Genomic DNA, 17,667 nt, shown 5'->3' with positions numbered 1-17,667 from the left:
GGGTTCGCTCAGGCACGAGGAAAGCAATTCGTACGGATCGGGCGAACGGATGTCGGGGTGCGAACGTGTGCCGTCGCGCAGCCCGCCGAACGCCTGTCCGGTTCCGCCGACGCAACCTTCCGGCGTCGGGGGGCAAAAAGCCCCCGCTCCTGCACGAGCGAGCGGGGAAATGGTTGACCGGGCCGGGGAAGAACGGCCAACCGGTCAAATTGTGATCGCGGGTCGCGCGACGGTCTGTGCGGCAACTCACCCTTTAGTGACAATGTGGCGGCAACCGGCATGCTCGCGTGCCGGCGAATACCGTCATGATTCAAGCGCGACGCCTTGTTTGCCGGCCGCTTTGACGAGGAGCCGGCGACAGCGTCGCCTTTTCATTTCAGCGTTTTATCTTGTTTTAATTCAAGTCGATCTTTCAGACCCGGGCGCAGTTTCCGGTAAGCCACGGATATTGTCAAAGCAGGATTATTCTATTTTTTGCGCAATGCAATTCTCGCCTCGTTTTTCGAACGGAATTTCTCGCGCGCAATGATCTGCGTCACGAAACCACGAGTTCGTCGCTACAACGCGCCACTGGAAAGCCAGTCGGCAACCATATCGATCCAGTCCAGATTGCCGACGATTTCAATAGCGGCGTCGCCGACGATTTCGGCGGTCGACAGATCTGCCGCCGCCACGCCGGTTGCCACCGCGCGCGCCTTCGCAATCTCGGTCGAAGGGACGGGCCTCGGATCGGCAAGCCGCGCCAGCCAGTCGATGATATTGGCACGCGCGTCCTCCTCATCGGCGAAGTCGTTTCGCTCGAGAAAACGATCGAACACGATCCATCCGAGCGTCTTGCCGCGCACTTCGGATTCGAGCTGCCTGTCGACAACGGCGGTACGGCCGGACTCCGTGATTTCGAGCGTTGCCGTGAAGCAGTAATCGAGATAGTCGATCTCGAGTTTCGACGACCTGGCCTCTCCGTTCAATGTGCCCTCTCAATTTTCATGATGCCCGTTGCCTGACGCGTGCTTCGCCACCCTGTATGAATCTTGCGTGAATTTCGCGCAGGGCTTCATTCTCGCTGGCCGTATCGCGATATTGTCGCGGCCTGTCGACGCGGACCGTCAACGGATGACCGCCCCATTCCTTTTTGCAGATCGAGCCGCAAGGCGCTCCGTTTTCGTATTTTTGGTCTCGACCTGCTGCGCAGTCGTCCGCGCTGCTAAACTCGAATCACGAAGACCGCTTGCGCCACCAGAGGAAATAATGACGCTTGCTCACGCACGACAAAGCGGCGTAGATGTCTGGATCGTCCAGCTTCCGGGGCACGTTCCCTATGCCTACACACACCTCAAGCGGGTATTCTCGTCCGACGACTCTCGCCATCGGGTCGTGACGATCGACCTGAGGAAACTGCTTGCCTGCGCGGACCGCGACACCACCGACTATGTGCTGCCGTCCGTCCAGTACTGGGCGCCTGGAAAAGCCGCGGGCATTCGCGAATTCCTCGATCCGAGCCGGGACCGGATTCCGGACATGCCGTTCATCACGTTTCGCGAGACGAGAACGCGAACGTTGCTCGGCATTCCCGGCCTGTCGAAAATCGGCGTCGCATCGTTCCGCAACGGCCAGCATCGCGCGCGCTATCTCGCCTATGCTGGCGCGACGATCTTGCCCGTCGAAATTCACGAGACCGAAGCCGATTTGCTTGTGCGGTATTGCGGCGAGTGATCGCAAAATCCGTTCGGCTTTCCCCTGACGCGATGCCATAGCGGCCGGCTGCGGCTGCACTCGCGTGCGGCCGAGCGCCGATGCCGACAAGCATTCAAGCGTGGATCGCGTAAATCCGGTCCGTGACTTCCGTCTGGCCGATGCGACACGTTTCGACACCGGCCAATTGCCAGCCGTTGTGTTCGTAGAACCCGATCGCACGCACGTTGTCCTCCAGCACCTGCAGATGGACCTTGGCCACGCCGATCGAGCGAGCCCATGCGCGAACGGCTTCGATCATGCGCTTGCCCGTGCCGCCGCCGTGATGCGAAGGATGAACGTGCAGGCAGTCGAGCAGCACACCCAGCGCCGGATCGACGGGGCGCTCTGCGCTGACGAAGCCGACGGGTTCGCCGTTCGACTCGGCGATCAGTACGAGGCCCCATTCACTCTCGTTGCGATCGAAATAGTTGCGCCACCGGACCGCGTGCTCAGTCGGCACCTCGTCGGACAGATAGGCGGCCGGAAGGATGTGGCTATAGGCGGTTTGCCAGCTCAGCGTGTGCAGGCGAGCGATGTGGTTCGCGTCGTGGGGCGTCGCGGCGCGCAGTGTGACCCGGGTGTCCGGCATCGGTAGCCACTCCTTGTGTAGGTTCTCTTGATCGGCCTGTGTCGTCGCAAAATATACCGTGCTTTGCGGGATGATATTTCGCAGGGCTTGTCGGCGGGTCGTCGGCGAGCGGGCAAAAAAAATCCCGACACCTTCTCCGGTCGTCGGGATCGAACGGCCCTGCAAAGCATGAGGGCACGAGGAAGGTCCTACATTACACGCATGTAAGACTGTTGCGCTTTGTCGGTTTGCGCCAAGCCCCTGTTCGATTCCGCCAATCAGCCGGTTACGAGCGGCCGTAAACGAAAAAAGCCTGCTCGCGTTTGGCGCGAGCAGGCAAGAAAACGGATCAGCATTCGAGGCACGAGGGCTGTCCAGAGAAGATAACGGCACGGCGAGCGGGAACCTTAGGCGGGAAGAGAAACGTCGCGGGAACAGGTGCGAACGTTGTCAGCACAACGACAAGGAAACGCGATACGAAGCAGGCCCGGGGGCCTCGTCGCATCGTCCGAGGTCTCATATTCGGTATCGAAGTCATATCGCCCGAGCGACTCGATTTATGCGAGAGCTCTTTTGACGCGCACGAGGCCGAAATGGCATCGTGGTTGATTCGTTGAATACGAGGATGCTACTTCGCTTCGTTAAAGACGTCATGACTAAGACACACGTTGGCTGTGTCAGAACGCCAGAAAGCAAAAAGCCCGGCTCATTGAGCCGGGCTTTTTGCTTGAATTTGTTGGGGTGGCTGATGGGACTCGAACCCACGACGACAGGAATCACAATCCTGGACTCTACCAACTGAGCTACAGCCACCACTGATACTGCTTGCTTTGTTTCGCTGTTGTGTTTCAGCAGCGAAGAACAAGATTATACGAACACTTTTGAATCTTGCAAAGCATTTTTTTCAAAAATTTCTTCGGCTGCGTTCAGATGCGCGCGTGCCTCGTCGAACACGGCCAGATCGCCGCGTGCGAGCTTCTTGTTGTCGGACAGCACGCGACGCCAGCCACGCGCACCCGGCATGCCGCGATACAGCCCGAGTGCGTGCCGCACGATCGCGCCGAGGTAGGTGCCGCGCTTCAGCTCGGCCGCGCAATACGCGATCAGTTGCGCTTCGGCCGCTTCGCGCGTCGGCACCGCTGCGCTCGATCCGTAGAAGCGCGCATCGACCTCCGCCAGCACGTACGGGTTGTGATACGCCTCGCGGCCGAGCATTACGCCGTCGACGTGCTCCAGATGCCGCGCGACTTCATCGAGCGTCGTGATGCCGCCGTTGATCACGATCTCCAGCGACGGAAAATCGCGCTTCAGCCGATACGCATAGTCGTACTTGAGCGGCGGGATCTCGCGATTCTCCTTCGGCGACAGCCCCTTCAGGATCGCGTTGCGGGCATGCACGACGAACGTTTCGCAACCGGCCTCGGCCACCGTGCCGACGAAATCGCGCACGAACGCGTAGTCCTCGACCGCATCGACGCCGATCCGGTGCTTGACCGTCACCGGCACCGACACCGCATCGCACATCGCCTTCACGCAGTCGGCGACGAGTTGCGGCTCGTTCATCAGGCATGCGCCGAACGCGCCGCGTTGCACGCGCTCGGACGGGCACCCGCAATTCAGGTTGATTTCGTCGTAGCCCCACTGCTCGCCGAGCTTCGCCGCGCGCGCGAGGTCGCCCCGCTCGCTGCCGCCCAATTGCAGCGCAACCGGCGATTCGCTCGGCGTGAACGCAAGATGCCGCTGGGCATCGCCGAACAACAGCGCGCCCGTCGTGATCATCTCCGTATACAGCCATGTATTGCGCGTCAGCGTGCGGTGGAACGACCGGCAATGACGGTCGGTCCAGTCGAGCATCGGCGCGACGGATACGCGGCGGGGAGGAAGCGAAGGCGAAACGGACATGGAATTCGGGTACAGGCCAGGCGGCACGGAAACAACCCGATATTTTACCGCAATACCGGCCATACCCACCCGACACGTGCGCTACCGGTCGTCCAGCTCCGCATCGACCGCCCGGCGTGCCTCGTCGAACACGCGCTCGATCACGCGCCGCTCGGTCAGCAGCACCCCGTCGATCTTGACCAGCCGCCAGTCGATCCGCACGGCATCGCCCCGCAGCACGCGGTAGTGCGCGTGCTCGCCGTCCCAGACCTGCTCGGTCTTCACCTCGATCTCGAAGCCGCGGTACGGCTCGCTGAAATCGCCGAGGTCGCTGCCTCTCGGTTCCATCGCACGCCTCCGTGGCGACGCCGCGCCGGGCCGCGTGCGCGGCCGGCGCCGCGCGCTCAATCGTATTCGTCTGACAAAAAGGACCGGCCATCGGCCGTCAGGTCGACCCGGTCGGCCGTCGCCTGATAGATCAGCCCGTCGTTCAGCAACGCGTAGATAACGTCATTGAACGCGGCGGGAACCGGCCGGCTGTCGCCGAACTGGTCGATCCATTTCAGCGCCTCGATGGCTTCGGGGGAAAGGATGGGGGTCATGCGTTCGCCTCCGGCATCGGTGTCGTTCCATCCTAGCACTTCGTCCGGCAGTCGAATACCGAGGCAAACGCGCTGCGCGAATGCAATGCGGCGCCGCCGGGCACGTTGCCTGCCCGGCGGCGCCGCACCGAGGCTCGACCCGCGCTCAGAGACGCGCGATCGAGACTTCCGTCGACTTCACGAGCGCGACGACTTCGGCGCCGACCTTCAGTTCGAGTTCATCCACCGAACGGGTGGTGATCACCGACGTGACGATGCCGAACGGCGTCTCGACGTCGACTTCGGAAACCACCGACCCGCGAATGATCTCCTTGACCTTGCCCTTGAACTGGTTACGTACGTTGATTGCGGTGATGCTCATCGGGATGATCGCTCCGAAGAAAAAAGTCTCAGAACGGGCGGCCGAAGCCGCCCGGAATTAAACGGCCCAGCGGATCTGCCCGACCGGTCGAACCTTGTCTGCTTCATGCTCCGTGTCTTGATCGACCGCGCCGGGCCCGCCGGCGAGCACGCGTTTCAGCACGCGGTCCTCGAGCGCCGCGAAGGCCGCCGACGCGCGGGCACGCGGCCGGTCGAGCGGCACCGGCTGGTCGAGCGCCACCCGCCCCTGCTCGATCAGCAGGATGCGGTCGCCGAGCGCCACGGCTTCCTGTACGTCGTGCGTGACGAGCAGCGCGGTGAATCGATGCTCGCGCCACAGGCGCTCGATCAGCGCGTGCATTTCGATGCGGGTCAGCGCATCGAGTGCGCCGAGCGGCTCGTCGAGCAGCAGCAGTTGCGGCCGGTGCACGAGCGCACGGGCCAGTGCGACGCGCTGCCGCTGCCCGCCCGACAGTTGCGCGGGCCAGTCGTTCGCGCGTTCCAGCAGCCCGACTTCGTCGAGCACCGCGCGGGCCTGGTCGCGCGCGCCGCGGCCGAGGCCCAGCATCACGTTCTGCAGCACGGTCTTCCACGGCAGCAGACGCGCGTCCTGGTACATGATCCGCGTATCGAGCACGCCGCCGCCCTCGCCGTGCGTCACGAGCGCGCCGCTGCTCGGCTGCTCGAGTCCCGCGACGAGACGCAGCAGCGTCGATTTCCCGCAGCCGCTGCGGCCGACGATCGCGACGAAGCTGCCGCGCGCGATGTTCAACTCGACGTTATCGAGCACCGTGCGGGCGCCGAAGCGCTTGCTGACGCCCGACAGCGTGACCGCATCGTCGGATGCCGGACCGCCCCCGCGCCGCCGCGCAAGCGGCACGACCGATGCGCTGCCGTCACGTTCGAGGATCGCCGCATCGCGCGCGTCGCCGTCCGCGACGCGGGCCTGCGCCAGTTCGGCCTCGAGGTCTGCGCCGGCGAGCGGCCCATAGGCGGCCGCTGAAGTCGTCGCGTTCATGCCTTTGCTCCTGATTGATAGGCGGGGTGCCAGCGCAGCGTCACGCGCTCGATCGATTTCGCCAGCACATCGGCCAGCTTGCCGAGCACCGCGTACAGCAGGATGCCGACCACCACCACGTCGGTTTGCAGGAATTCACGCGCGTTCATCGTCATGTAGCCGATGCCCGACTGGGCGGAGATCGTTTCCGCGACGATCAGCATCACCCACATCAGCCCGAGCGCGAAACGCACGCCGACGAGAATCGACGGCAACGCGCCCGGCAGGATCACGTCGCGGTACAGCGCGAAGCCGCGCACGCCGTAGCTCTTCGCCATCTCGATCAGGTTCGCGTCGACCGAACGGATCCCGTGATACGTATTGATGTAGACGGGGAAGAACACGCCGAGCGCGACGAGGAACAGCTTCGCCTTCTCGTCGATGCCGAACCACAGGATCACGAGCGGGATCATCGCGAGCGCCGGGATGTTGCGGATCATCTGGATCGTCGAGTCGAGCGCGACCTCGGCGGCCTTCGACAGCCCGGTCGCGAGCCCCAGCGCGAGACCGACGCCGCCGCCGATCGCGAAGCCGAACAGCGCGCGCCACGTGCTCACTTTCACGTTCGCCCACATTTCGCCCGACGTCACGAGCGACCAGGCCGCGCGCACGACCGCCACCGGCTCGGGCAGCACGCGGGTCGACAGCCAGCCGGTGCGCGCACCGACTTCCCACACCACCAGCAACGCGAGCGGCACGAGCCACGGCGCGACGCCGCGCCACGCGCGGGCGGCCACGGCGACGCCCGTCGTCGACGTTTTCGTTGTCATCGCAAGCCTCCGTCGCTCAGCTCTGACTCGTCTTCGGCAGATAGTTGTTGCCGACGATCTCGCCGAACGGCCCCGACAGCGGACCAGCCGCCTTCTCGACACCCTTGCCCTTGATCAGCGGGAACACGAGTTCCGCGAAGCGATACGACTCCTCGAGGTGCGGATAGCCGGACAGGATGAACGTCTCGATGCCGAGATCCGCGTATTCGCGCATGCGTTCCGCGACCTGCTCGGGATTGCCCACGAGCGCCGTGCCGGCGCCGCCGCGCACGAGCCCCACGCCGGCCCACAGGTTCGGATAGACCTCGAGCGCCTCGCGGCCGCCGCGCTTGCCGCCGTGCAGCGCGGCCATCCGGCGCTGGCCTTCCGAATCCATGTTCGCGAACGCCTTCTGCGCCCGCGCGATCGTGTCGTCGTCGAGCCGGCTGATCAACCGCTCGGCGTCACGCCATGCCTCGTCCTCGGTCTCGCGCACGATCACGTGCAGGCGGATGCCGAACTTGATCTTGCGGCCGCGCGCGTCGGCACGGGCGCGGATGTCGGCGATCTTCTTCGCGACGGCCTCGGGCGGCTCGCCCCACGTCAGGTAGGTATCGATGTGATCGGCGGCAATCGCGTGAGCGGCCGGCGACGAGCCGCCGAACCACAGCGGCGGATGCGGATGTTGCACGGGCGGATAAAGCGCCTTGCCGCCTTTCGACTGCAGGTGCTTGCCGATGTAGTCGAATCCGCCGTTGTCATGCGACGCGGTCAGCAGCCCGCGCCAGATGTTCAGGAAATCGTCGGTGATCTCGTAGCGCGTGTCGTGATCGGCGAACAGACCGTCGCCTTCGAGCTCGGCCGCATCGCCGCCCGTGACGACGTTGATCAGCAGGCGGCCGCCCGACAGACGGTCGAACGTCGCGGCCATCCGCGCGGCCAGCCCCGGCGAAGCGATGCCGGGACGCACGGCGACCAGGAACTTCAGGCGCTGTGTCGCCGGAATCAGGCTCGACGCGACGACCCACGCATCCTCGCAGGAACGGCCGGTCGGCAGCAGCACGCCGTCGTAGCCGAGCGTGTCCGCCGCCACGGCGACCTGCTTGAAGTAATCGTAGTCCGCGGCGCGCGCGCCTTCGGCCGTGCCGAGATAGCGGCTGTCGCCATGCGTGGGGATAAACCAGAACACATTCATCTGCTGCTCCTGCTTGACTGTCACTGCCGAAATTTGAAAAAAACATCGCCCTGCTCGCGTCGCGGATGAGCGACGCATGCATGGTGTGCATTCGAATCGGGATGGCTCGCCGGTCAGGCCGTGCCGCGGACGAGGACGCGATTGCACGGCTGTTTCTGGGAAATCAGTCTAGGGATCGGTACAGGGCTTTGGAACGATTTTTTTGAGCTTAGGTTTTCCGCTTTCGTGATTAGCACGACGCTGGAGCGAATATCGTCGCGGCCGGGCCCTATAATGGCGCACCTATCCGAATAACTCCGCGCGCCCGGCCCCCGCCGTGCGCGCCTGCGGTGCACTCATCGATGCAGAAAGTCATCCTGCCCTTCCTGTCCGGCTTCCTGGCCGCACTGTTCTTCCGCGAGGCCACGCTCGCCCTCCTTCACACGGCCGACCTGATCGCCGCAACCGGCTTCTCGACACAACCGTTCGCGCCGCTCGGCATTCCTGAATTCGTCGCGAATGCGCTGATCAGCGCGTGCTGCGCGATTCCGATGGCGTGGTTGCTGCGCGTGTCGCCGGAACGCGAAGCATCGTGGATCGGCGCGCTCGTGTTCGGCGGCATCGTGCTGACGGCCGCCCGCGTGTTCGCGATCGATCCGCTGCGCGGCATCTGGCCGTCGGGCAACATGATGCCCGTGCTCGCGGCCGGCTTCGCGGCGAATGCGGTGTGGGGTTTCGGCGCGCTCGTGTTCATGCGCGCGTTCATGTCCGACGACGCGGGCGACGAGTAACGCCGGCGCGGGCTGCGCGCCCTTCGGTCGCGCCCGCCCGACGTCGTTCATGAAAAAGGCCGCGTGCATGATGCACGCGGCCTTTTCGTTTCCATGTTGCGCGTCGATCGGCTCGCGCGCGTCAGCCTGATCGACGTCAGTCCTTCAGCTTGCGCAGCGGATGCGCGTCGGGCGTCCACGGGCTGTCGAACATCGCGAGCACGTCGGCGCGCCGGACGTCGGCAGCCGACTTGAAACGCCACACGGGCTGGTGATCCTTGTCGACGATCAGCGCGCGCACGCCTTCGATCACGTCGCCGCGCGCGAAGGTCGAGCGCGTGAGATCGAGATCGCGCCGCAGGCAATCGGCCATCGTCGCGCCGCGCGCGCGTTCGACGACTTCGAGCGACACGGCCATCGACAGCGGCGACAACTGCTCGCGCATCGCGTGGGTCGCCTTCTCGACCCACCCGTCGACCGCCGCGCAATCCTGTTCGGCGTCGAGCGACGCGAGGATCGCGTTGATGTCCGGCTGCGCGAAATGCCGGTCGATCCCGGCACGCGCATCGGCGAGCGCCGACGTGCCGGGCGTCGGCACGACCTTGTGTGCGGCAGCCGCGTCGGTCACGCACGCGACGGCCTGCGCGCCGCTGTCGATGCGCGCGGTGCGCAGCGTGTCGAGCAGCGCCGGCAGTGCGGCATCGGGCAGATAGACGTCGGCGAGTTGCGCGTACAGCGCACCGGCCGCGTCGAGCGTCGCGCCGGTCACCGCGAGATAGCGGCCGATCGCGCCGGGCGTGCGCGCGAGAAACCAGCTCATCCCGACGTCCGGGAACAGGCCGATGCGCGTTTCGGGCATCGCCATCTTCGTCGAGTCGGTCACGACGCGCAGGCCGCCCGTATGCCGCGCCGCCTGCGAAATCCCCATGCCGCCGCCCATCACGACGCCGTGCATCAGCGCGATGTACGGCTTCGGATACGTGAAGATCGCATGGTTCAGCGTGTATTCGTCGATGAAGAACGTGTCGACCGCGTCGCGGTCGCCGCGCTGCCACGCATCGTGGAAGAAGCGTACGTCGCCGCCCGCGCAGAATGCGCGCGGATGCGGGCTGTGCACGACGACCGCGATGACGTCGGGGTCGTCGCGCCACGCGTCGAGCGCCTGCTGCATCAGCCGGATCATGCCGACCGACAGCGCATTCAGCGCCTTCGGCCGGTTCAGTTCGAGAAAGCCGATGCGGTTCGCGACATACGCGAGCACATCGGGCTGGGCGGATTCGGCGGAAGCGGCGGCGGAAGAAGAATCGGTCATGAAGGTCGTCCGGCAAACGGCAGTCGCACGCTCAATGCGCCTGCATTTTCGAGAACAGGTTCAGCACCACGACACCGGCGATGATCAGCCCGAGGCCGATCACCGCCGGCACGTCCGGCACCTGGCGATAGAGCAGCATCGCGACGAGCGTGATCAGCACGATGCCGGCGCCCGACCAGACTGCATAGATGATGCCGACGGGCATCGTGCGTAACGTGAGGGACAGGCAGTAGAACGCGACGCCGTAACCGGCGACGACGAGCACCGACGGCCACAAGCGCGTGAAGCCGTCCGCCGCGCGCAGCGCCGACGTGCCGATCACTTCCGCGACGATCGCGATCGCGAGCCATGCGTAACCGGGCAATTGCATCGCTCAGCTCCGTGCGAGGGCCAGTACCGCGTAGTCGTGACCGAGCTCGGCGCACAGCGCCTCGACGACGAACTCGTGGTCCGCGCGCTGCGGCAGCCCGGACGCGGTAATCGAGCCGATCACGCCGGCGCCGGCGACGGTCAACGGAAACGAACCGCCGTGCGACGCATAGTCGGCGGCCGGCAGCCCGTGCTTGTCCGCGAGCGTCGCGCCGGCCTGCTGCATGCGCAGGCCGATCGCGTACGAGCTGCGGCGGAAATGCGCGACGACGTTGCGCTTGCGGCGCACCCAGTCGGCGTTGTCCGGCGTCGCGCCGGCGAGCGCGGCGTAGAACAGCGGCTGGCCGAACGTGACGATATCGATCGCGATCGCATGACCGCGGGACGTCGCGAGCGCATGCATCCGGTTGCCGAGCGCCCACGCGCGGGCCGGGTCGAAATGGGGAAACACGAGCGCCTGTTCCTGCGCGCCGATCGATTGCAGATCGTGAGCGATGTCCATGAATCCGTCGATGCAGTAATGAGAATCGCAGCGGCGCCGATGCGATCGCGCAGGGCCGCTGCCGGGATGGCGACACAAACCGCTCGATTCTAGCGCACGCGCCTCTCCGTACCGGCCCCACCCACGCTCGCGACGCGATCGTCAGAAAACAGTTGCGCGCATCCGGGTTAGCCCATATAATTCATTTCTTCGACGGACGCGGGGTGGAGCAGTCTGGCAGCTCGTCGGGCTCATAACCCGAAGGTCGTAGGTTCAAATCCTACCCCCGCAACCAACCGTCCAGAATGTCGCAAAAAGCCCGGCCTCGCGCCGGGCTTTTTGTTTTCGCGCGTCCGGACGCCGCGCGCGCTTCGCGCACGCGCGCGCCGTTTCGCCCGACACGCCGCCGCATGCGCAGGCGTTCAAGAATGCCGCGGCCCGGTGATACACTCGCATCACCTCGTCCCTTCCACTCGACATGAAATTCTGCTCCGTCTGCGGCCACGAAGTCCTCGCGCGCATTCCTCCGGGCGACAACCGCGAACGCTTCGTCTGCGATCACTGCGGCACGATCCACTATCAGAATCCGCGCAACGTCGTCGGCACGGTGCCGGTCTGGGGCGACCAGATCCTGCTGTGCCGCCGTGCGATCGAACCGCGCTACGGATTCTGGACGCTGCCGGCCGGTTTCATGGAAATGGGCGAGACGACCGCGGAAGCCGCCGCGCGCGAAACGCTCGAGGAAGCTGGTGCGCGCGTCGAGGTGCAGAACCTGTTCACGCTGCTCAACGTGCCGCACGTACATCAGGTCCACCTGTTCTACCTTGCGCGGCTCACCGATCCGGGTTTCGAAGCCGGCGAGGAAAGCCTCGAAGTGAAACTGTTCGACGAAGCCGACATCCCGTGGGACGAGATAGCGTTTCCGACCGTCAGCCAGACGCTGCGCTTCTTCTTCGCCGATCGGGCCGCCGGCGACTACGGCGTGCACACCGGCGATATCTTCCGCTCGCTGCGCAACGGCTGAGCCCCTGCCCATGGTTCCCTGGCTCGGCCCGGACGATCCGTTTCCGTCCATCGAACGCGCGCTCGGTCCCGCGACCGGCGCGCCCGGGCTGCTCGCCGCGAGCGCCGACCTGCTGCCGTCGCGCCTCATCGACGCCTACCGGCGCGGCATCTTCCCGTGGTACTCGGACGGCCAGCCGGTGCTGTGGTGGAGCCCCGACCCGCGCATGATTCTGGTGCCGGCCGAATTCAAGGTATCGCCGTCACTGCGCAAGACGCTGAAGCGCGTGCTGCGCGCGCCGGAATGGGAAGTGCGCGTCGATCACGACTTTCCCGGCGTGATGCGCGCGTGCGCGCAGGCGCCGCGCCGCGGGCAGCGCGGCACCTGGATCACCGCCGAGATCATCGACGCCTATACGTCGCTCTACCGCTCCGGCAACGCGCACAGCATCGAAACGTGGCGCGACGGACGCCGCGTCGGCGGCCTCTATGGCGTGTCGTTCGGCCGGATGTTTTTCGGCGAGTCGATGTATGCGGACGTGACCGATGCGTCGAAAATCGCGCTGGCCGCGCTCATCGCGCACCTTCGCGACCAGGGGCTGGAAATGATAGACTGCCAGCAGAACACGTCGCATCTAGCGTCGCTCGGCGGCCGCGAGATCGCACGCAAGGCCTTTGTCGCTCACGTGCGCAGCGCGGTAGCCGAACCGCCGATTCCGTGGCAGTTCGACAAGCGCGTGCTCGCCGCGCTGACGAGCCCCGCCGAAACGGCGGCGCCCACCGGGAGCGAGCGCTAGCGCGGCACTCCTTCCCTGCATCGAGAGCTGCCCATGACTCACCCGACTGAGCTGCCGCTTTCACCGCTTTCGGCGCTGCAATTCTATGCAACGGCGCCCTATCCGTGCAGCTATCTGGACGGCCGCATCGCACGCTCGCAAGTCGCGACGCCGAGCCACCTGATCAATTCCGACATCTACACCGAACTCGTGAAGGCCGGCTTCCGCCGCTCCGGCGTCTTCACGTACCGCCCGTACTGCGACGGCTGCCGCGCCTGCGTGCCGGTGCGCGTGCCGGTCGGCGAGTTCGCGCCGACGCGCACGCAGCGCAGGATGTGGAAGCGGCACCGCACGCTGGTCGCGACGGTGTCGCCGCTGCACTACGACGAAGAGCACTACGCGCTCTACATGCGCTACCAGTCCGCGCGCCACGCGGGCGGCGGCATGGATCGCGACAGCCGCGACCAGTATGAACAGTTCCTGCTGCAAAGCCGGATCAACTCGCGCCTCGTCGAATTCCGCGACCTCGACGCACCGGGCGGCGAACCCGGCAAGCTGCGGATGGTCAGCATGATCGACATCCTCGGCGACGGGCTGTCGTCGGTCTACACGTTCTTCGAGCCGGACGACCGGCACACGAGCTACGGCACCTACAACATCCTGTGGCAGATCGAGCAGGCGAAGAGCCTCGGGCTGCCCTACGTGTACCTCGGCTACTGGATTCGCGAGAGCCCGAAGATGGCCTACAAGGCGAACTTCCATCCGCTCGAGGGGCTGATCGACGGCCGCTGGAAGACGCTCGATCCGGAGCGGATCGACCTGCCGCCCGTCGACGCGGCGCTGGCGCGTGCGCCATTGCCGGGCGGACATTCCGGCTCGGGCTGACGCGCGTCGCGGCGGCTACGAAGCGAAGCACGCCCGTGCCGCACAACTCCCGGTAAAATAGCGGGTTGTCATTCATTTCGGCCGTCCGCCCCATTCCCGTGTTCAGTTCCCTCTATCCGCTGGCCCGCGCATCCCTGTTCAAAATGGATGCGGAAGACGCTCACCACCTTACGCTGCGCGCGCTCGGCGCGGCCGGCCGCACCGGCCTCGCCTGCGCGCTGTCGGCCCGCGTGCCCGACGCGCCGCGCACCGTGATGGGGCTCACGTTCCGCAACCCGGTCGGCCTCGCGGCCGGCCTCGACAAGGACGGCGCGGCCATCGACGGCCTCGCGGCGCTCGGCTTCGGCTTCATCGAGGTCGGCACGGTCACGCCGCGACCGCAGCCCGGCAACCCGCGCCCGCGGATGTTCCGGCTGCCGCAGGCCGAAGCGCTGATCAACCGGATGGGCTTCAACAACCATGGCGTCGACCAGTTCGTGAAGAACGTGCAGGCCGCCCGCTATCGCGGCATCCTGGGCCTGAACATCGGCAAGAACGCCGACACGCCGATCGAACGCGCGGCCGAGGATTACCTGTACTGCCTCGAGCGCGTGTACCCGTTCGCGAGCTACGTGACGATCAACATCTCGTCGCCGAACACGAAGAACCTGCGCCAGTTGCAGGGTGCAGGCGAGCTCGACGCGCTGCTCGCCGCGCTGAAGGACAAGCAGCGGCGCCTCGCCGACCTGCACGGCAAGCTCGTGCCGCTCGCGCTGAAGATCGCGCCCGATCTCGACGACGAGCAGGTCAAGGAAATCGGCGACACGCTGCTGCGCCACAAGATCGAAGCGGTGATCGCCACCAATACGACGCTGTCGCGCGCGGCCGTCCAGGGCCTGCCGCACGCGGACGAAGCCGGCGGCCTGTCGGGCCGCCCCGTGTTCGACGCGTCGAACGAAGTGATCCGCAAGCTGCACGCCGAGGTCGGCAACGACGTGCCGATCATCGGTGTCGGCGGCATTTTCTCGGGCGAGGACGCCCGAGCGAAGCTGGCGGCCGGCGCGGCGCTCGTCCAGCTCTATACCGGCTTCATCTATCGCGGCCCGGCGCTCGTGTCGGAATGCGTGAAGGCGATCGCCCACGAACGCAGCGCGTGATATAGCCATAAACAAACTGTATTTAGCCATCGATAGCGTTTTTGCTATCATCGCACCCATATCAGAATCATTGACCCGGACAGGGCAAGGACACACACGATGAAATTTTCGCTGTTGAAGAAGCTGCTGGTTGCCGGCGTGATCGGCACGTCGTTCGCTGCGGCAACCGCCCACGCGGCCGACCTCCTCGACCAGGTCAAACAACGCGGCACGCTGCGCGTCGGCCTCGAAGGCACGTTCCCGCCGTTCAACTCGAAGAACCCGCAAGGCGAACTCGTCGGCTTCGACGTCGACATCGCGAAGGCCGTCGCCGCGAAGCTCGGCGTGAAGGCCGAGTTCGTGACGACCGAATGGAGCGGCATCATCGCGGGCCTGCAGGCCGGCAAGTTCGACGTGATCGTCAACCAGGTCGGCATCACCGACAAGCGCAAGGAAACGCTCGACTTCTCGCCCGCGTACACGTACTCGTCCGCGCAACTGATCCAGCGCAAGGACGACACGCGCGAGTTCAAGTCGCTGGAAGACCTGAAGGGCAAGAAGCTCGGCGTCGCGCTCGGCACCAACTACATGGACATGGCGAAGTCGGTGCCCGGCATCGACGTGAAGACGTACCCGGGCGCGCCCGAGTACCTGCGCGATCTCGCGGCCGGTCGCCTCGACGCGGCGCTCAACGACCGCCTGATGCTCGCGTACCTGACGAAGAATTCCCAGCTGCCGCTGCGCCCGGGCGCGAACGTCGGCTCGGCGAACCCGTCGGGCATCCCGTTCAAGAAGGGCAACCCGAAGTTTCAGAAGGCAATCGACGACGCGATGGCGCAACTCGAAGCCGACGGCACGTTCACGAAGATCTCCGACAAGTGGTTCGGCATCGACGTGACGAAACCGATCAAGTAAGCACGCCTGCATTTCCCGCCCGACGGCGGGCCGGAAAGGGCGGCATCCGCAACGATGCCGCCCTTTGTTTTATCGGTCCGGTTTATGATTGCGCTTTCGCGCACGCATTCGCTTCGTATTCCATGTCGACAACGTCCCTGCTCGTCCAATCGCTGCCGGTGCTCGCCCAGGGTGCCGTACTGACCGTCAAGTTCGCCGTGCTGTCGATGGTGTTCGGCCTGCTTGGCGCGGTCGTGCTCGCGATGATGGGTATCCGGCAGAGCGAAGCACTCGACGGCTTCGAGCGCATCTGGGTCAATGCGCTCGCGTGGCTGGCGCGCGCGTACGTGAGCCTGATGCGCGGCACGCCGCTGCTCGTGCAGATCTTCGTCATCTATTACGGGCTGCCGAGCCTCGGCATCTCGCTCGACCCGACGCCGGCCGGCGTCATCGCGCTGTCCGCGAACGTCGCGGCGTACATGTCGGAAAGCATGCGCGGCGCGATCAACGGGATCGCGCGCGGCCAGTGGCTCGCCGCGTACAGCCTCGGGCTGTCGTGGGGCCAGACGCTGCGCTACGTGATCGGCCCGCAGGCGCTGCGCATCGCGGTGCCGAGCCTGTCGAACAGCCTGATCAGCCTGATCAAGGACACGTCGCTCGTGTCGGTGATCACCGTGACCGAACTGCTGCGCAGCGCGCAGGAAGTGATCGCCGCGACCTATCAGCCGCTGCCGCTCTATCTCGCCGCCGCGGCCGTGTACTGGATCCTGTGCCAGATTCTCGAATGGGTGCAGCGCTGGTACGAAAAGCGCCTGTCGCTGCCGTCGCGGCACTGAGCCACGCCGTTACGCCGGGCCGCGCTCGCGGGCCCGGCCCCCTCCTTCCCGCCTGCTCCGTCTATTCGCCTGAATAGCGCACGCCGAGCACGGCGCGCGCCGCATCGGTCATCGCGATCATCTGCCGCGAATGGTCGTGCGTCATGATCGGGCTTTCGGTCTCGCCCGCGCGCAGCAGGTCGCAGAAATGCGCGGTTTCGTAGTTCAGCCCGCCGCCCGCGGCCGGCGCGTCGAGTTCGACGGTGCGCCCGTCCGCATAGCGGATCGTCGCACGCTCGGGGTTCCACCACTTCTCGTGAATCGTCACGTGGCCGCCGGCGGCCGCGATCAGCGCGTCGCCGCGCCCCATCACGTCGAGCCCGCAAAAAAGCTGCGCGATCCCGCCGTTCGCATGCACGCTGTTCAGGCTCGCGAACAGGTCGACACCCGTCGCACCGACGCGGCCGAGCGTCTGCACGTCGCGCGCCGCGCCAAGCCAGTCGACGGCGAGAAACGCCTCGTAGATGCCGATATCGAGCAGCGCGCCGCCCGCGCGATCGAGCCGATAGACGGAATGATCGTCCGGCACCGACGACGAGGCGCAACCCGCCCGCACGAGCCGGATCTCGCCGATCGGATCGTCACGCAAGTGCGCACGCAGTTGACGGTACAGCGGGAAGAATGGCGGCTTCATCGCCTCCATGAAGAGCCGCCCGGCATCGCGCGCCGCGTGCAGCACCGTGTCGAGTTGCGCGGCGTTCAGCGCCGCGGGTTTCTCGCACAGCACGGCCTTGCCGGCAGCCAGCGCGGCCAGCGAGTACTGCGCATGACTGTCATGGAGCGTCGCGATGTAGACCGCGTCGATCTCGCTCGCGAGGAGCGCGTCGAAGCGCGCGGCGGGCGTGCCGCCGTATGTCTCGCAGAAGGCGGCCGCTGCATCGGCGCGGCGGGCCCAGACGCCGGCGAGCGTGGCGCCCGGCACGTGTGCAAGGCTTTGCGCGAAGCGGCGCGCAATGCCGCCTGCACCGACGATGCCGAAGCGCACCGGGCGATGGTCGTTGTCGTTCATCCTGATCTTCCGTGTCGGTCGTATGACGGTTGCCGGCACGCTGCCGGCCGGCCG

21 protein-coding genes and 2 tRNA genes are annotated in these 17,667 nt (G+C 65.8%); 9 read left to right on the top strand and 14 right to left on the bottom strand.

Annotated features, from left to right (window positions below; genetic code table 11):
• Positions 1–557: 557 nt before the first annotated feature.
• Positions 558–968 (bottom strand): hypothetical protein, encoded by a 411-nt coding sequence (locus tag CFB81_RS07665; protein ID WP_089434967.1) that lies wholly within the window; start codon positions 966–968, stop codon positions 558–560.
• 280 nt (positions 969–1,248) lie between these two features.
• Between CFB81_RS07665 and CFB81_RS07660 the strand changes: the two genes are divergently transcribed.
• Positions 1,249–1,713 (top strand): hypothetical protein, encoded by a 465-nt coding sequence (locus CFB81_RS07660; RefSeq protein ID WP_069621422.1) that lies wholly within the window; start codon positions 1,249–1,251, stop codon positions 1,711–1,713.
• A 94-nt stretch (positions 1,714–1,807) separates the two neighbouring features.
• Here CFB81_RS07660 and CFB81_RS07655 read toward each other — a convergent pair whose 3' ends face one another.
• The 9 genes from CFB81_RS07655 to ssuD all read right to left on the bottom strand — a co-directional run bounded on the left by CFB81_RS07655 (position 1,808) and on the right by ssuD (position 8,146).
• Positions 1,808–2,323: a GNAT family N-acetyltransferase gene (locus tag CFB81_RS07655; protein ID WP_069621421.1), complete on the bottom strand. Its 516-nt coding sequence runs from the start codon at positions 2,321–2,323 to the stop codon at positions 1,808–1,810.
• A 716-nt stretch (positions 2,324–3,039) separates the two neighbouring features.
• Positions 3,040–3,115 (bottom strand) — tRNA-His (locus tag CFB81_RS07650).
• Positions 3,116–3,169: 54 nt separating this feature from the next.
• Positions 3,170–4,156, bottom strand: a complete 987-nt coding sequence (dusA, locus tag CFB81_RS07645) for a tRNA dihydrouridine(20/20a) synthase DusA (RefSeq protein ID WP_069621420.1) — start codon at positions 4,154–4,156, stop codon at positions 3,170–3,172.
• Positions 4,157–4,285: 129 nt separating this feature from the next.
• On the bottom strand, positions 4,286–4,531 hold the full coding sequence (locus CFB81_RS07640) for a hypothetical protein (RefSeq protein WP_069621419.1): 246 nt from the start codon (positions 4,529–4,531) through the stop codon (positions 4,286–4,288).
• A gap of 56 nt (positions 4,532–4,587) precedes the next feature.
• On the bottom strand, positions 4,588–4,785 hold the full coding sequence (locus tag CFB81_RS07635; RefSeq protein ID WP_050012556.1) for a hypothetical protein: 198 nt from the start codon (positions 4,783–4,785) through the stop codon (positions 4,588–4,590).
• 145 nt (positions 4,786–4,930) lie between these two features.
• Positions 4,931–5,146 (bottom strand): molybdopterin-binding protein, encoded by a 216-nt coding sequence (locus tag CFB81_RS07630; RefSeq protein ID WP_006476104.1) that lies wholly within the window; start codon positions 5,144–5,146, stop codon positions 4,931–4,933.
• Between the two features lie 57 nt (positions 5,147–5,203).
• Positions 5,204–6,163, bottom strand: coding sequence for an ATP-binding cassette domain-containing protein (locus CFB81_RS07625; RefSeq protein WP_089434966.1), 960 nt, complete (start codon positions 6,161–6,163; stop codon positions 5,204–5,206).
• A complete protein-coding gene (ssuC, locus tag CFB81_RS07620) occupies positions 6,160–6,972 on the bottom strand; it encodes an aliphatic sulfonate ABC transporter permease SsuC (RefSeq protein ID WP_059584307.1) in 813 nt (270 codons plus the stop codon). Before ssuC ends, CFB81_RS07625 begins: the two co-directional genes overlap by 4 nt.
• Before the next feature lie 16 nt (positions 6,973–6,988).
• Positions 6,989–8,146 (bottom strand): FMNH2-dependent alkanesulfonate monooxygenase, encoded by a 1,158-nt coding sequence (gene ssuD, locus CFB81_RS07615; protein WP_069621417.1) that lies wholly within the window; start codon positions 8,144–8,146, stop codon positions 6,989–6,991.
• Between the two features lie 341 nt (positions 8,147–8,487).
• On the opposite strand from ssuD, the gene CFB81_RS07610 reads away from it, so the two are divergent.
• On the top strand, positions 8,488–8,916 hold the full coding sequence (locus CFB81_RS07610; protein WP_006484223.1) for a hypothetical protein: 429 nt from the start codon (positions 8,488–8,490) through the stop codon (positions 8,914–8,916).
• Between the two features lie 136 nt (positions 8,917–9,052).
• Here CFB81_RS07610 and CFB81_RS07605 read toward each other — a convergent pair whose 3' ends face one another.
• Genes CFB81_RS07605 through CFB81_RS07595 form a run of 3 tightly spaced genes read right to left on the bottom strand, consistent with a single transcriptional unit; the run spans position 9,053 to position 11,078 of the window.
• Positions 9,053–10,207, bottom strand: coding sequence for an enoyl-CoA hydratase/isomerase family protein (locus CFB81_RS07605; RefSeq protein ID WP_069621416.1), 1,155 nt, complete (start codon positions 10,205–10,207; stop codon positions 9,053–9,055).
• Between the two features lie 31 nt (positions 10,208–10,238).
• Positions 10,239–10,571 (bottom strand): multidrug efflux SMR transporter, encoded by a 333-nt coding sequence (locus CFB81_RS07600; RefSeq protein ID WP_371090929.1) that lies wholly within the window; start codon positions 10,569–10,571, stop codon positions 10,239–10,241.
• A 9-nt stretch (positions 10,572–10,580) separates the two neighbouring features.
• Positions 10,581–11,078 (bottom strand): heme-degrading domain-containing protein, encoded by a 498-nt coding sequence (locus CFB81_RS07595; RefSeq protein ID WP_069621415.1) that lies wholly within the window; start codon positions 11,076–11,078, stop codon positions 10,581–10,583.
• A 197-nt stretch (positions 11,079–11,275) separates the two neighbouring features.
• Between CFB81_RS07595 and CFB81_RS07590 the strand changes: the two genes are divergently transcribed.
• From CFB81_RS07590 to CFB81_RS07560, 7 genes are all read left to right on the top strand, one after another.
• Positions 11,276–11,352 (top strand) — tRNA-Met (locus tag CFB81_RS07590).
• A gap of 183 nt (positions 11,353–11,535) precedes the next feature.
• The gene (locus CFB81_RS07585) at positions 11,536–12,081 is read left to right on the top strand and encodes an NUDIX hydrolase (protein WP_006476111.1); all 546 of its coding nucleotides are present in this window, start codon (positions 11,536–11,538) and stop codon (positions 12,079–12,081) included.
• Positions 12,082–12,091: 10 nt separating this feature from the next.
• Positions 12,092–12,856: a leucyl/phenylalanyl-tRNA--protein transferase gene (aat, locus tag CFB81_RS07580; RefSeq protein WP_069621414.1), complete on the top strand. Its 765-nt coding sequence runs from the start codon at positions 12,092–12,094 to the stop codon at positions 12,854–12,856.
• A 33-nt stretch (positions 12,857–12,889) separates the two neighbouring features.
• Positions 12,890–13,720, top strand: coding sequence for an arginyltransferase (locus tag CFB81_RS07575; protein ID WP_050012550.1), 831 nt, complete (start codon positions 12,890–12,892; stop codon positions 13,718–13,720).
• Between the two features lie 98 nt (positions 13,721–13,818).
• Entirely contained in the window at positions 13,819–14,856 is a 1,038-nt protein-coding gene (locus CFB81_RS07570) for a quinone-dependent dihydroorotate dehydrogenase (protein WP_089434965.1), read from the top strand.
• Between the two features lie 99 nt (positions 14,857–14,955).
• Entirely contained in the window at positions 14,956–15,750 is a 795-nt protein-coding gene (locus tag CFB81_RS07565) for a cystine ABC transporter substrate-binding protein (protein ID WP_089434964.1), read from the top strand.
• A gap of 122 nt (positions 15,751–15,872) precedes the next feature.
• Positions 15,873–16,565 carry an amino acid ABC transporter permease gene (locus CFB81_RS07560; protein WP_006484207.1) on the top strand — a complete coding sequence of 231 codons (693 nt, stop codon included), beginning with the start codon at positions 15,873–15,875 and terminating at the stop codon, positions 16,563–16,565.
• Positions 16,566–16,626: 61 nt separating this feature from the next.
• Here the strand turns inward: CFB81_RS07560 and CFB81_RS07555 are convergent, their stop codons facing one another.
• A complete protein-coding gene (locus CFB81_RS07555) occupies positions 16,627–17,613 on the bottom strand; it encodes a Gfo/Idh/MocA family protein (protein WP_089434963.1) in 987 nt (328 codons plus the stop codon).
• Between the last annotated feature and the right edge of the window lie 54 nt (positions 17,614–17,667).

It is taken from the genome of Burkholderia sp. AU28863, assembly GCF_002223195.1.
Taxonomy (GTDB): Bacteria; Pseudomonadota; Gammaproteobacteria; order Burkholderiales; family Burkholderiaceae; genus Burkholderia; species Burkholderia sola.
The sequence above is the reverse complement of the archived record's forward strand: the minus strand, read 5'-3'. Positions and strand labels throughout refer to the sequence as shown.

Excerpts from the sequence above, each read along its gene's own strand:
- CFB81_RS07660 (WP_069621422.1), top strand. The coding sequence starts at position 1,249 with ATGACGCTTGCTCACGCACGACAAAGCGGCGTAGATGTCTGGATCGTC.
- CFB81_RS07655 (WP_069621421.1), bottom strand. The coding sequence starts at position 2,323 with ATGCCGGACACCCGGGTCACACTGCGCGCCGCGACGCCCCACGACGCG.
- dusA (WP_069621420.1), bottom strand. The coding sequence starts at position 4,156 with ATGCTCGACTGGACCGACCGTCATTGCCGGTCGTTCCACCGCACGCTG.
- CFB81_RS07640 (WP_069621419.1), bottom strand. The coding sequence starts at position 4,531 with ATGGAACCGAGAGGCAGCGACCTCGGCGATTTCAGCGAGCCGTACCGC.
- CFB81_RS07635 (WP_050012556.1), bottom strand. The coding sequence starts at position 4,785 with ATGACCCCCATCCTTTCCCCCGAAGCCATCGAGGCGCTGAAATGGATC.
- CFB81_RS07630 (WP_006476104.1), bottom strand. The coding sequence starts at position 5,146 with ATGAGCATCACCGCAATCAACGTACGTAACCAGTTCAAGGGCAAGGTC.
- CFB81_RS07625 (WP_089434966.1), bottom strand. The coding sequence starts at position 6,163 with ATGAACGCGACGACTTCAGCGGCCGCCTATGGGCCGCTCGCCGGCGCA.
- ssuC (WP_059584307.1), bottom strand. The coding sequence starts at position 6,972 with ATGACAACGAAAACGTCGACGACGGGCGTCGCCGTGGCCGCCCGCGCG.
- ssuD (WP_069621417.1), bottom strand. The coding sequence starts at position 8,146 with ATGAATGTGTTCTGGTTTATCCCCACGCATGGCGACAGCCGCTATCTC.
- CFB81_RS07610 (WP_006484223.1), top strand. The coding sequence starts at position 8,488 with ATGCAGAAAGTCATCCTGCCCTTCCTGTCCGGCTTCCTGGCCGCACTG.
- CFB81_RS07605 (WP_069621416.1), bottom strand. The coding sequence starts at position 10,207 with ATGACCGATTCTTCTTCCGCCGCCGCTTCCGCCGAATCCGCCCAGCCC.
- CFB81_RS07595 (WP_069621415.1), bottom strand. The coding sequence starts at position 11,078 with ATGGACATCGCTCACGATCTGCAATCGATCGGCGCGCAGGAACAGGCG.
- CFB81_RS07585 (WP_006476111.1), top strand. The coding sequence starts at position 11,536 with ATGAAATTCTGCTCCGTCTGCGGCCACGAAGTCCTCGCGCGCATTCCT.
- aat (WP_069621414.1), top strand. The coding sequence starts at position 12,092 with ATGGTTCCCTGGCTCGGCCCGGACGATCCGTTTCCGTCCATCGAACGC.
- CFB81_RS07575 (WP_050012550.1), top strand. The coding sequence starts at position 12,890 with ATGACTCACCCGACTGAGCTGCCGCTTTCACCGCTTTCGGCGCTGCAA.
- CFB81_RS07565 (WP_089434964.1), top strand. The coding sequence starts at position 14,956 with ATGAAATTTTCGCTGTTGAAGAAGCTGCTGGTTGCCGGCGTGATCGGC.
- CFB81_RS07560 (WP_006484207.1), top strand. The coding sequence starts at position 15,873 with ATGTCGACAACGTCCCTGCTCGTCCAATCGCTGCCGGTGCTCGCCCAG.
- CFB81_RS07555 (WP_089434963.1), bottom strand. The coding sequence starts at position 17,613 with ATGAACGACAACGACCATCGCCCGGTGCGCTTCGGCATCGTCGGTGCA.